This window comes from Nocardia sp. NPDC003345 (assembly GCF_053589395.1).
Map to the genome: position 1 here is coordinate 1 of NZ_JBSFRU010000188.1, position 12,146 is coordinate 12,146.

Sequence of the window (12,146 nt, forward strand, 5' to 3'; positions counted from 1 at the left end):
AACGCGGCACGGTAGGCCTCGACGGTTTCCAGCACGGTTCCGGGTGAGACGTGATAGTTCGCGACGAACGGCAGCCCGAGCCGCCCCGCCAACTGGGCGCTCTCGCCGCCACTGCTCCCGAACAGCCACAACTGCACCTGCGCGCCCTGCCCCGGCACGGCCCGCAGATGTACCCCGTCGGAGGTGGTGTAGGTACCGTCGAGCAGCGCGCGGATCTCCGCGACCTGCCGGCCGTAGTCCAGCGGTTCGGCGCCCGGCAGCCGCAGCGCTTCGAGGGAGGCCGCGAGCCGTCGGGTATCGCGGAACTGCGCGAGCGGGAACGGCGGCGGCACCACCACGCCGTCGCGGACCACGGTGGGCCGGACCGGGGTGGGCGGAGACGGCGGTGCGGCGGAGGTGGGCGGGATCCGGTGCGCCGAACGGCCGAGCCCGAGATCCAGCCGTCCCGGATACAGCGCGTCGATGGTCCCGAACGCCTCCACCACCGACGCCGAGGTCCGATATCCCGCCTGTACCGCGGCCGATCCCACCCGGATGGTCTCGGTGGCGGCGGCGATGAGCGCGATGAGTTCGGTGGGTGCGGACGAGGCCACCGCCACGAAATGGTGCTCGGCGACCCAGAACCGCCGGTAACCCCACGCCTCGGCGCGCCGGGCCAGGTCCACGGTGTTGCGGATCGCCTGCCGGGCATCGGATCCGGTGCTGATCGGGGAGAGATCCAGCACCGACAGCGGTATCGTCATGACGCCTTCACCTGTTCTCCGGTTCGATGGGGGTGCCGCAGGCCGAGATGGTCGCGCAGGGTGCTGCCGGTGTACTCGGTGCGGAAGCTGCCGCGGTCCTGGAGTTCCGGGATCACCTTGTCGACGAATTCGTCCAGGCCGTGCGGAGTGAGATGCGGTACGAGGATGAACCCGTCGGCCGCGTCCTGCTGTACGTAGCGGTCGATATCGGCGGCCACCTCGGCGGGTGAACCGACGAACTGCTGCCGTGCGGTGACCTCGATGATCAACTCACGGATGCTCAGGTTCCGCGCTTGCGCCCGGTCCCGCCAGTCCCGCGCGACCGCGAGCGGATCCTTGGCGTGCCGGACCCGGCCCCGGGTGATGGTCGCGTCGTCGACCGGATCCAGATCGGGCAGCGGGCCCTCGGGGTCGTAGCCGGAGAGGTCACGGCCCCAGACCTGTTCGAGGAAGGCGATCGCGGTCTGCGGGCCGACCTGCTGCAGGCGGATATGCCGGGCGCGCTCCTCGGCATCGGCGCGATCGTCACCGAGAACGAAGGTGGCGGCCGGGAGGATGAGCAGTTCGTCGCGAGTACGCCCGTATTTGGCGAGCCGGTTCTTCATATCGGTGTAGAAGCGCTGCCCGTCCTCGAGTTCGCCGTGCCGGCTGAAGATCGCGTCGGCCGTGGCGGCGCCGAACTCGCGGCCCTCCTCGGAGTCCCCCGCCTGGATCTGCACGGGATATCCCTGCGGACTGCGCGGCAGCACATAGTGGCCCGTGATATCGAACTGCTCACTCGTGAAACGGAATTCCGGCACCGGACCGCCGAATACGCCACGCTCCCGGTCGACGACGAGTGTGTCGTCGGGCCAGCTGTCCCACAGTGCCCGGGTCGCGGCGATCACCTCGGCGGCCCGGGTATAGCGATGAGCGTGCGGCAGATAGCCGCCCCGGCGGAAGTTCTCCCCGGTGAACGCGTCCGAGGAGGTGACCGCGTTCCAGGCGGCCCGGCCCCCGGAGAGATGGTCCAGGGTGGCGAATTGCCGCGCCAGTTCGAACGGTTCGTTGAAGGTGGTGTTGATGGTGCCGGCGAGCCCGAGCCGTGCGGTGACGCCCGCCAGCGCGTTGAGCACGGTGAGCGTATCGGGGCGCCCCACCACGTCCAGGTCGTGGATACGGCCGCGATGTTCGCGTAACCGCAGGCCCTCGGCGAGGAAGAAGAAATCGAACAACCCGCGTTCGGCGGTGCGGGCCAGATGGACGAACGAATCGAAATCTATCTGGCTACCGGATTCGGGATCGTTCCATACGGTGGTGTTGTTGACGCCCGGGAAGTGGGCGGCGAGGTGGACCTGTCTGCCTGGTGTCGATATCGCCATGTCATACCCGTTCGGTCGTGTACCGGTTGAGGGGGCGCGGTAGCCCCAGGCGACCGCGCAGGGTGGTGGGCGCGGCGGTGAGCCGGGCCAGGAAGGCGGGCAGCGCGAGCGGCCGCAGGACCACACCGTCGGCGGCCTCCCGCCGTTCCGCGGTATCGAGCAGGGCGCGCAGCGAGCGGGCCGTCCCGATATGGCGCAGGGTGCCGGTGTCCGGGGCGGGAGCCCACGCTTGCAGCCGGGAGACCTCGTCCGAGGCGACTTTCTCGGTCACCGCGATATGGACCTCGATATCGAGCAGGACGCGGATCAGGTCGGGATCCCGGCCGGCGGCCGTGGCGGCGGCCCGCAATACCCGGCGGGTTTCGGCGGCCGATTCCAGATCCCCGGTGCGCACGCGGATCAGATCGGCGTACCGCACCGCGATCCGGGTGGCCTCGGCTCCCGCGGCCCGTACCGCGACCAGCGGCTGCCCCTGTGGCGGCCGAGGGGTGATGGACGGGCCCTTGACCGCGAAATGTTCGCCCGCGTAGTCGATGTAGTGCAGTTTGCCGCGATCGATGAAGCGCCCGGTCGGGGCGTCGCGGATCTCGGCGTCGTCCTCCCAGCTGTCCCACAGCCGGGTCACCACCTCGATCGCCGCACCGGCCTCCGACCACAGTGATTCCGGCGGCTGTTCGGATTTCCGGCCGAACAGCCGCGCTTGTGCCGCGCCCGGGGACACCGTCACCTCCCAGCCGGCCCGGCCGTAGGTGGCATAGTCCAGCGAGGCGACCGCCTTGGATACGTGGAACGGTTCGGTATGGGTGACCGGGATCTGCGGGATCAGGCCGATCCGCCCGGTGGCCGGGGCGACCCGGGCCGCGATACCGGCCGCTTCCGGCCGGCCGCGCACACCTTCGGCCTGCAACGCGAAGGAATCGGGCAGGAACGCCAGATCCAGGCCCGCGCGTTCGGCGGCCACGACGAGGTCCACCCAGTATCCGGCGGTGAACAACTCCTCGGCACGGGAATCGGCGCGCCGCCAGGACGCGGGATGCGTACCGGTACCGTCCAATTCGACTGCGGTCAGCAGAGGCGACGACATCACGCGGTCCTTTCTCTCGACCGGTGCCGGCCCGCGGCACCGGGTACGGCCAGCAGCAGTTCCCGGGTGTACTCGTGCCGCGGTGCCTCGAAGATCTCGGCGGTCCGGCCGGTTTCGACGATCCGGCCCGCCCGCATCACCGCGACCCGGTCACTGGTGCCACGGACGACGGCGAGGTCATGGGATATCAGCAGATAGCTCAGCGCCAGTTCGGCCTGCAGTTCGTCGAGCAGCCGCAGGATCTGCGCCTGCACCGAGACATCCAGCGCCGACACCGGTTCGTCGAGGATCACCAGGTCCGGGCGCAGCGCCAGGGCGCGGGCGATCGCCACCCGCTGCCGCTGGCCACCGGACAGTTCGGCCGGCCGGCGCGCGGCGATATCGGCGGGTAGCGCGACCTGGCCGAGCAGTTCGGCCACCCGGGCCCGGCGACCCGCCCGATCCCCGAGGCCGAAGGCCCGCAGCGGTTCGGCGATGATGGCCGCCACACTCAGCGCGGGATTCAGTGAGGCGTAGGGGTTCTGGTAGACGATCTGGATGCGTCGCCGCCACTCCCGCAACCGGGCACCGCGCAGAGCGGCGATATCGGTGCCGTCGAATTCGACGCTGCCGCGGTCCGGACGTTCCAGCCGGGCGATCATGCGGGCGGTGGTCGATTTACCGGACCCGGATTCCCCGACCAGCGCCAGCGTCTCACCGCGCCGCACGGTGATCGAGACATCGGCCACCGCCGCCAAGGTGGTACCCCGCGCGACCCGGAAACTCTTGTGCAGTCCGTGCGCCGCCAGCAGCGGCGCGGGCGTGGCGGGTGAGCGGTCCGGGCGGGCGGACCCCTCGGTCGTGGGCACCGCGTCCAGCAGGCGGCGGGTGTAGTCGTGCCGGGGCCGGGTGAACACCTCCTCGGCCGTCCCGGATTCCACGATCCGGCCGCGGTGCATCACCACGATCCGGTCGGCGCGGTCGGCCGCCACCGCCAGATCGTGGGTGATCAGCAGGACCGAGGTCCCGGCTTCGGCGGTGCGACCGGCGAGATGGTCGAGGATCCGGCGCTGCACGGTGACATCGAGCGCGCTGGTCGGTTCGTCCGCGATGATCAGCCGGGGCCCGCAGGCCAGTGCGATACCGATGAGCACCCGCTGCCGCTGACCACCGGAGAGGTCCTGCGGGAACTGCCGGGCCCGCAATCGCGGCCGGTCCAGACCGGCGTCGGCCAGTATCCGTACCGCCTCGGCCCGGGCGGTGCGGCGGTCGGCGCGGCCGTGGATGCGCAGTGTCTCCGCGACCTGGTCGCCGACCCGCAGTACCGGATTCAGCGAGATCGCCGGGTCCTGCGGCACCAGGCCGATTCCCACGCCACGGATCCGCCGCCAGGCCTTCGGCGGCAGCCGGTCGATCCGTTCCCCGGCGAATTCGATCCGGCCCGCCGTGATCTCGCCACCGGCGCCCAGCAGTCCGATGATCGCGTGCGCGAGGGTGGACTTCCCCGATCCGGATTCACCGACGACGGCGACGGTTTCGCCGGTGCGCACGGTCAGCGATACGTCGCCGACGGCCTCGGTGACCCTGCGACCGGCCCGGTATTCGACGCCGAGCCGATCGATCCGCAGCAGCGTCTCACCGGACCCACGATGGCCGGCCGATACGGTCACAGTTGTCCGCCCGCGAGGAACAACCCGGGCATCCGCCCGGCCAGGCCGGTGTGGAAGGACCAGCCCGCGCTCAGGAACGCGCCGATCCGCCGCAGCGCCACGGCCGGCCCGGTCTCCGGTCCGTCGCGGCCCGCCGGCGGGCGCGGGCCGGGCCGGATGCCGTGTTCGTCGTTCGCTGTCACCGCGATCCCTCCTGGGCGAGGACCCGGCCGAGCCGCTGGGTGGCCAGCACCACCGCGACGATGACCAGGCCGGGCAGAGTGGTGAGCCACCAGGCGGTGGCCAGATAGTTGCGTCCCTCGGAGATCAGCGATCCCCATTCCGGCGTGGGCGGGGCCGCACCGTAGCCGAGGAAACTCAGCGAGGACACCGCCAGCACCGCCATCCCGAATTCGACGGCCGCCAGCGCCGCGACCGGGGCGTAGGCATTGCGCAGTACATGGCGGAACAGGACGGTGTACCAGCGCACTCCGGAAGCGAAGGCCGCCTCCACATACGGCGCGCGCCGCACCCGCAGCACCTCCGCGCGCATCACCCGGGCGAATCGCGCGATGAGCGCGACGCCCACCGCGAGTGCGACATTGCCGGTACCGAAACCCAGCACCGTCACCAAGGCCAGCGCCAGCAGCAGTTCCGGGATCGACAGCAGGACATCCACGCCCCGCATCACCACCCCGTCGAAACGGCCGCCGACCGCGCCCGACACCAATCCCAGCAGCGAACCGGCCACCAGGCCGATGGCGACCGCGAGCACGGTGGCGGTCAGAGACAGCGCGGCCGCGTGCACGACCCGGGTGTAGAGATCGCGCCCCAGATTGTCGGTGCCGAACCAGTGCCCCGGGCCCGGTCCGCGGAACTTCTCGGCGGGCACTCCGGTCAGCGGATCGCCCGTGGCGAACAATCCCGGAAGCGCGGCCCAGCCGAGGACGAGCACCAGCACTCCGGCCGAGAGCGCGACACCGGCCGCGGGCCGCCACCGCGGCGGACCCCCGGTGCGCGGCTTGCGGAGGATGCTCGACTCAGGCATAGGTGACCGCCCTACCCCGCGCGCCGTCGGTCACCCGCGCGTCCAGCAGCGGATACACCAGATCGACCAGCAGGTTCACCAGCACATAGGCCGCGGCCCCGAAAACCACGATGCCCTGCACCACCGGAATGTCCTGATTCAGGACCGCGATCTGGGTGAGCCGCCCGACACCCGCCCGCGCGAAAACCGTTTCCACGATCACCGATCCAGCCAGGACCGTGCCCACCCATACCCCGGCGACGGTCAGCGCCGGGCCGATCGCGGCGCGCAGCACATGCCGCCACTGCACCCCTGCCCGTGCGGCGCCTTTGGCGAAGGCGACGGCGACGAACGGCTGCCGCCAGGTATCGGCAAGATTGCTGTACAGCACCTGCGCGATCACCGCGCCCACCGGCACCGCCAGGGTGACCGCCGGCAGAATCGTCCCGGAGAACCCCGTACCGCCGAAGGCAGGCACCAGCCGCAGCTGGAACGAGAACAGGTGCAGCAGGATCAATCCCACCCAGAACGTGGGCATCGCGGTGCCGATGGGCGGGAGCGCGGTGAGCAGTTCCCGCAACCAGCCGCGTTCGGTATACGCCGCGGCCAGTGCCAGGCCACCGCCGGACACGACGGCCAGCAGCAGCGTGGTCCCGGCCAGCGCGAGCGTGGAGGGCAACGCCTCACCGATGGCGGCGGTCACCGTCTGCCCGGTGGTCAGCGAATAGCCCAGATCCCCGCGCACCGCATGGGTGAGCGCGGTCCAGTACTGCTCCAGGACCGGCCGGTCCAGGCCGTACCGGGCCTGGAGTTCGGCCACCGCGGCCGCGTCGACCGGGGTACCCGGGGTGGCGTCCACCGCGAGTTGCACCGGGTCCGCGGGGAGCAGGTACAGCACCCCGAAGGTCACGGTGAAGGCCGCCCACAGGACGCCCGCCGCCTGCAGAACTCGCGTCAGCACATACCCGGCCATCGGCGTCACCGTCCGCTCAGCCAGGTATCGAAGAACTGCAGCCGCGCCGATGCCTCGAACGTCACGCCCTGCGCCACCGGCGATACGCCGATCGCCTGGGAGAGTTCGATGGTCGGGACCCACAGCCCCTCGGTGAGCAGAAGACGCTGCGCGGTACCGATCAGCCGGGCGCGGGCCGGGGCGTCGGTCTCGGCCAGCTGGGCGGCCAGCACACGATCGAGTTCCGGAATCGGGCCGCGGGCATTGAGGTTGCGTCCGTCCAGGCCGAACGCGGTCCGCAGGATATCGCCGTCGGCTCGGGTGCTGTTGTAGTACACCGCGTCGAAATCCTTGGCGTTCTGCCGCGCCGTGTACTCGGGGGTGCTCACCAGCTCCAGTCGCAGATCGATACCGACGCCGCGCACCTGCTGCTGCACCAGTTCGAGAACGGCCTGGTTACCGGCGAACACCTGACTGAACAGCACCGCGAAGGACAGGCGGGCGCCGTCACGCTCCCGGATACCGTCGGCACCGGGAACCCAGCCGGCCCGATCCAGAATCCCCTTCGCCTTCTCCGGATCGAACCCGAGATCGGCGGCGAGATCCGCGTAGCCGGGAGTGGTGCGGGCGAGGGGGCTCGTGGCGGTGCGGAACTGGGGTCCCAGCACGGTATCGACCAACTCTCGGCGGTTGATCGCCGAGAGCAGCGCCGTCCGCACCGCGCGGTCGCGCAGCGGGCCCCGGGTCACATTGGGCTGCAGGCCGAAGGTGACACCGGGATTGGACGCGGTCACCACCCGGCCGCCCGCGGCCTCGATCTGGGGCGCGTCCTGGGGCAGCGCGTCGCTGATGGCATCCAGCTGTCCGGATACGAGACTGCCGGTGCGCACACCGGATTCCGGTACCACCGTGAACTCGATACCGTCCAGATACGCCGCACCCTGATGCGCGAATACCGCCGAGCCCCACTGGTATCCGTCCCGTTTGCGCAGCGTGACCTTATCGCCTTGGCGATACTCGGCGTAGGTGAACGGACCGCTGCCCACCACCTCGCCCTGGCAACGTTGCTCGGCCGAGCCCGCCGTGGTGGTGGCGCCCAGGATGCCGAGTTGCGGAGTGGACGTCGCCTGCAGGAACTGGGCGTTCGGGGCGCTGAATTCTACCCGAGCGGTGAGCGGGTCGAGGACCCGGGTGCCGGTGTAGTTGGCCAGGTAGGTCGCTGCCAGCGGAGCCTTGACACCGCCGAGGGTGTGCACGATCGAATCGAAGGTGGTGCGCACCGCATCCGCGGTCAGCGGGCTGCCGTCGCTGAAGCTCACGCCGTCGCGCAGCCGGAAGGTGAAGGTCCGGGCGTCCGGGCTCACCTCCCACCGCTGCGCGAGCCAGGGTCGCAGCTCCCCGCCCGCCGGATCCTGGTCGGTCAGGGAATCGACGACCTGGCGGGCGACGTAGATGGTCTGGTTGGTACCGGCCTGTGCGGGATCGGCGCAGGTCGGCGCCTGCGAAAGCCCGTAGCGCAGGGTGCCGCCGGGCTGCGGCGGACCGGCCGCGCCACCTTGCGGTCCCTGGTTCCCGCATGCCGCCGTGAGGGTGAGCAGCACGGCGAACATCCCGGACAGGGCCACGCGTTTTGTCATCGAAGTCTCCGGATCGCACCGCCGGATACACCGATGCGGCATCGTCGGGCCGGGCGGGATCGTGCCGAAACCCGGTTGGTAACGACGACACTAGGGAGCTGCCGATGGCCCGTCGCCGGTCTCGATCACGCTGAATCCAATACCGCCGCAGCGGAAGCCACCTGCGCGTGTTCCGGCCATCGGGAGCGCGGTCTGGACCCCCAAGAGCGGATAGCGTATCTTTCCATTATGGATACCTTCACTATCCATAAATTCGAGCGGTCATCCCGCCCCCGGACAGGACGCATCCCCATGCTCAGAACATTGCTCGCTCTCGCCGCCGCCTACCTCGCCGCGGTCGGCCTGGCGCTACTGCTCGTGCCCGCGCAGTTCGGCGTCGGCGCGGTACCCGAGAACGCCACACCCGAACTCATCGCCCTGCTGCGGCTCCTGGGCGGCCCGTTCCTGGGCATCGCGGTCCTGAACTGGATGACGCGGGGGGCGGCGCCGGCCGCGGTCGCGAACACCGTCGTCGTGGCGAACCTGGTGGGTTTCGGCATCGTGGCGCTCAACGACATCTGGGGTGTACTCAGCGGAGAGGCGCGGGACCTGGCCGCGGTGTTCCTGGTGGTCCATCTGACCTTCACCGCCGCGTTCGCGGTCGCCTGGGCCCGCTCCCGGCCCGCGACACCGGCATGATGCAGCGACGAGTGCGCGAACGAAAGGTCACAACGTATGCGGATGGCGGAGCTGAGCCGGGAGTCCGGAATCCCGATCGCGACCATCAAGTACTACCAGCGTGAGGGGTTGCTGCCACCCGGCGAACTGACCAGCCCCAACCAGGCCCGCTATGGCGCCGCGCATCTGCGCCGCCTCACCCTGGTGCGGGCGCTCATGGATGTCGGCGGACTCCCGGTGTCCGGTATCCGCGAGGTCCTGGCCGCGATCGACGAGCCGGGCACCACGCCGCACGACATCCTCGGCATCGCCCAGCACGGCCTGCCCCGGACCCCGGCCGCCGACGACGATGCGCATCGCGCCTGGGCGGCCGACCGCGTGAACGCGATAATCGCCGAGCGGGGCTGGCGGCCACCACAGGGGTCACCGGCGGTCGCGGCGCTGGTCGATACGGTCCGCACCTACCGCGTGGCCGGGCACGAGTGGGCGGTCGAGGCGCTGCCGGTCTACGCGGAGGCGGCCCAGCGGGTCGCCCGGGCCGATATCGACGCACTCGCCACGGCGCCCTCGACCGAGGATCTGGTCGAAGGCGCGATCGTCGGAACGGTCCTCGGCGACGCGCTCATGGCGACGCTGCGCCGGGTCGCGCACGCGGAGGCCTCGCGCGAACGTTTCGGCCGGGCCCGGCCCGGCGGTCACGGACAGGATCCGGAAAACCCGGCTCGATAAGTATTTCGCACGGCACGTCCCGCGGCCCTCGGGACGTATCCGGCTCACCCCGCCTCGGCGACCTCCGGCCCGACGCCCAGCATGTCCAGCGCGAATCTGCCGTACTGGGCCGCGATCTCCTCCGGGGCGGCCGCTCCACCGGCCCGGTACCACTGGGAGATTCCCGTGCACAGCGTGGCGATCGCGCGCCCCGCCGCCCGCGGATGCGGCGTCGTGATCGCCCCGCCGGCACAGGCGGTCGCGATCTCGTCGTCGAGCATCTGCTGGATCCGGCTGCGTGAGCGGGCGATCCGCGCCCGATCGCCGGGAAGCAGGCTGCGCATCTCACTCGCGCCGATGAAGCCCAGATCCCGGCGATGGGTGTGGAACAGCGCCAGCGCCTCCACGATCAGCCGCACCCGTTCCACCCCGTCACCGCCCTCGGCCCGGGCCGCCCGCACCCGCCAGTGCAGTTCGTCCATGGTGAGATCCAGGATCCGCACCAGGACCTCCTGTTTGTCACGGTAGTGGTGGTAGAGCCCGGGCACGCTGGTACCCGCCCGGCGGGCCAGAGCGCGCACGGTGGTGCCGTGATACCCGACTTCCACGAACGAGGCGATGGCAGCCGCGAGTACGGGGTCGGCGGCGAGTGGGCCGAATTCACGCCATGACGCCGGCGCGAGCCGGTCACCTGCTCCCGCGGCACTCGCCGGTGGACGCTCCGGATCCATGTCCTGCCATCGCCCACCGGACGCCGATGCATAGGCCGGACCGCGAGCGGCCGGACGCGTCCGCTCCGGAACCTCCCCCAGCACGTCGTGTACGGACACCCCGAGCGCGGCGGCCGCCGCCGCCAGCCGGGTCACCGACAACCGGGTGCGGCCGTTCTCCACGGCGCTCAGCGTCGCCGGGCTGACCCCGATCCGGCGGGCCAGTTCACGCAGGGAGACCCCACTCATCCGGCGGGCGGCCCGGAGGGCCTCGTGCGGTGGTGACGGAACAGCGGGATCGGACACGACGTTCAGCTTATCCGAACACTCGACAGCACTCCGGCCGGACCGACTCACCGGCCGATCTGGTCTTTTGACATTCCGCCTGCGCGATGGGAATGTTCATTCGGAGCGATCGCTCGGTAAAACGGCGATCCACCGGATGCCAGGAGGACTGCCGTGCCGATCGATCTGACCTACTCCGCCGATGTGACGAAGCTGGTGGAACGCACCCGCGATTTCGTGCGGGAGACGGTGCTGCCGATCGAGGACGAGCATCGCGGCGACATCACCGTCGCCGGCGGCGACGCCATCCGGGTGACGATGCAGGAGCAGGCGCGCGCCGCCGGCGTGTTCGCTCCGCACGCGCCGGTCGAATACGGCGGGCACGGCCTGTCGATGTCGGATCGCGCCCCGGTATTCGAAGAGGCCGGGTACTCACTGTTCGGCCCGACCGCCCTGAATATCGCCGCGCCCGACGAGGGCAATGTCCATATGCTCGCCCATATCGCCGACCCGGAACAGAAGGCCCGGTTCCTGGAACCACTCGCCCGCGGCGAGCTGCGCTCGGCATTCGCCATGACCGAACCGGCACCGGGCGCGGGCTCGGACCCCTCGGCTCTGGCCACCCGCGCCACCAAGGCCGACGGCGGCTGGCGGATCGACGGGCACAAACATTTCATCACCGGCGCCGACGGCGCGGGATTCTTCATCGTCATGGCCCGCACCTCCGGTGAACCCGGCCAGCGCGGCGGCGCCACCATGTTCCTCGCGCCCGCCGATACTCCCGGCCTGCGCGTCGGCCGCCATATCGACACCCTGGACCGCGCCATGATCGGCGGCCACTGCGAGGTCTTCTTCGAGGATATGTTCGTCCCCGACGACGCGGTACTCGGCGCCGTCGATCGCGGCTTCGAATACGCGCAGGTCCGGCTGGGTCCGGCCCGGATGACCCATGTGATGCGCTGGCTCGGCGCCTGCCGGCGCGCCCACGATGTCGCGGTCGCCCATATCGCCGAACGCGAAGGTTTCGGATCGGTGATCGGCAATCTCGGCCTGGCCCAGAAGATGGTGGCCGATAACGAGATCGATATCGCCGCCACCCGCGCGCTACTGGTGCGCGCCTGCTGGGAACTCGATACCGGTGATCACGCCGCGAACGCCACCTCGATCGCGAAAACCTTCGCCGCCGAAGCGATCTTCCGGGTGGTCGACCGCAGCATCCAGCTCTGCGGCGGCCTCGGCGTCTCCGACGATCTGCCACTGGCCCGGCTCTCCCGCGAGGTCCGGCCGTTCCGCATCTACGACGGCCCCTCCGAGGTGCACCGCTGGGCCATCGCCAAACGCGCCGAGGATGCCC

12 protein-coding genes are annotated in these 12,146 nt (G+C 70.6%); 3 read left to right on the forward strand and 9 right to left on the reverse strand.

Annotated features, from left to right (window positions below; translation table 11 throughout):
- The 8 genes from ACWDU1_RS20110 to ACWDU1_RS20145 all read right to left on the reverse strand — a co-directional run.
- The coding region (locus ACWDU1_RS20110; protein WP_450000475.1) for an LLM class flavin-dependent oxidoreductase at positions 1-743 on the reverse strand (743 nt) is incomplete at its 3' end.
- The gene (locus tag ACWDU1_RS20115; protein ID WP_450000477.1) at positions 740-2,104 is read right to left on the reverse strand and encodes an NtaA/DmoA family FMN-dependent monooxygenase; all 1,365 of its coding nucleotides are present in this window, start codon (positions 2,102-2,104) and stop codon (positions 740-742) included. The genes ACWDU1_RS20110 and ACWDU1_RS20115, both read right to left, overlap by 4 nt.
- A gap of 1 nt (position 2,105) precedes the next feature.
- The gene (locus tag ACWDU1_RS20120) at positions 2,106-3,188 is read right to left on the reverse strand and encodes an LLM class flavin-dependent oxidoreductase (protein WP_450000479.1); all 1,083 of its coding nucleotides are present in this window, start codon (positions 3,186-3,188) and stop codon (positions 2,106-2,108) included.
- Positions 3,188-4,837 (reverse strand): dipeptide ABC transporter ATP-binding protein, encoded by a 1,650-nt coding sequence (locus ACWDU1_RS20125; RefSeq protein WP_450000480.1) that lies wholly within the window; start codon positions 4,835-4,837, stop codon positions 3,188-3,190. The genes ACWDU1_RS20120 and ACWDU1_RS20125 overlap by 1 nt, the downstream gene beginning before the upstream one ends.
- Positions 4,834-5,019: a hypothetical protein gene (locus ACWDU1_RS20130; protein ID WP_450000481.1), complete on the reverse strand. Its 186-nt coding sequence runs from the start codon at positions 5,017-5,019 to the stop codon at positions 4,834-4,836. The genes ACWDU1_RS20125 and ACWDU1_RS20130 overlap by 4 nt, the downstream gene beginning before the upstream one ends.
- The gene (locus tag ACWDU1_RS20135) at positions 5,016-5,864 is read right to left on the reverse strand and encodes an ABC transporter permease (RefSeq protein WP_450000482.1); all 849 of its coding nucleotides are present in this window, start codon (positions 5,862-5,864) and stop codon (positions 5,016-5,018) included. The genes ACWDU1_RS20130 and ACWDU1_RS20135 overlap by 4 nt, the downstream gene beginning before the upstream one ends.
- On the reverse strand, positions 5,857-6,816 hold the full coding sequence (locus tag ACWDU1_RS20140) for an ABC transporter permease (RefSeq protein WP_450000484.1): 960 nt from the start codon (positions 6,814-6,816) through the stop codon (positions 5,857-5,859). Before ACWDU1_RS20140 ends, ACWDU1_RS20135 begins: the two co-directional genes overlap by 8 nt.
- 5 nt (positions 6,817-6,821) lie before the next feature.
- The gene (locus ACWDU1_RS20145; protein WP_450000486.1) at positions 6,822-8,432 is read right to left on the reverse strand and encodes an ABC transporter substrate-binding protein; all 1,611 of its coding nucleotides are present in this window, start codon (positions 8,430-8,432) and stop codon (positions 6,822-6,824) included.
- Between the two features lie 291 nt (positions 8,433-8,723).
- Between ACWDU1_RS20145 and ACWDU1_RS20150 the strand changes: the two genes are divergently transcribed.
- Both ACWDU1_RS20150 and ACWDU1_RS20155 read left to right on the forward strand, forming a co-directional pair.
- The gene (locus ACWDU1_RS20150) at positions 8,724-9,110 is read left to right on the forward strand and encodes a hypothetical protein (RefSeq protein WP_450000487.1); all 387 of its coding nucleotides are present in this window, start codon (positions 8,724-8,726) and stop codon (positions 9,108-9,110) included.
- 42 nt (positions 9,111-9,152) lie between these two features.
- A complete protein-coding gene (locus ACWDU1_RS20155) occupies positions 9,153-9,818 on the forward strand; it encodes a MerR family transcriptional regulator (RefSeq protein ID WP_450000489.1) in 666 nt (221 codons plus the stop codon).
- A 44-nt stretch (positions 9,819-9,862) separates the two neighbouring features.
- Here the strand turns inward: ACWDU1_RS20155 and ACWDU1_RS20160 are convergent, their stop codons facing one another.
- The gene (locus ACWDU1_RS20160; RefSeq protein WP_450000491.1) at positions 9,863-10,813 is read right to left on the reverse strand and encodes a TetR family transcriptional regulator; all 951 of its coding nucleotides are present in this window, start codon (positions 10,811-10,813) and stop codon (positions 9,863-9,865) included.
- A gap of 153 nt (positions 10,814-10,966) precedes the next feature.
- Here ACWDU1_RS20160 and ACWDU1_RS20165 point away from each other — a divergent pair.
- On the forward strand, positions 10,967-12,146 hold a 1,180-nt coding region (locus ACWDU1_RS20165), incomplete at its 3' end, for an acyl-CoA dehydrogenase family protein (RefSeq protein WP_450000493.1).

Excerpts from the sequence above, each read along its gene's own strand:
- ACWDU1_RS20115 (WP_450000477.1), bottom strand. The coding sequence starts at position 2,104 with ATGGCGATATCGACACCAGGCAGACAGGTCCACCTCGCCGCCCACTTC.
- ACWDU1_RS20120 (WP_450000479.1), bottom strand. The coding sequence starts at position 3,188 with ATGTCGTCGCCTCTGCTGACCGCAGTCGAATTGGACGGTACCGGTACG.
- ACWDU1_RS20135 (WP_450000482.1), bottom strand. The coding sequence starts at position 5,864 with ATGCCTGAGTCGAGCATCCTCCGCAAGCCGCGCACCGGGGGTCCGCCG.
- ACWDU1_RS20140 (WP_450000484.1), bottom strand. The coding sequence starts at position 6,816 with ATGGCCGGGTATGTGCTGACGCGAGTTCTGCAGGCGGCGGGCGTCCTG.
- ACWDU1_RS20145 (WP_450000486.1), bottom strand. The coding sequence starts at position 8,432 with ATGACAAAACGCGTGGCCCTGTCCGGGATGTTCGCCGTGCTGCTCACC.
- ACWDU1_RS20150 (WP_450000487.1), top strand. The coding sequence starts at position 8,724 with ATGCTCAGAACATTGCTCGCTCTCGCCGCCGCCTACCTCGCCGCGGTC.
- ACWDU1_RS20155 (WP_450000489.1), top strand. The coding sequence starts at position 9,153 with ATGGCGGAGCTGAGCCGGGAGTCCGGAATCCCGATCGCGACCATCAAG.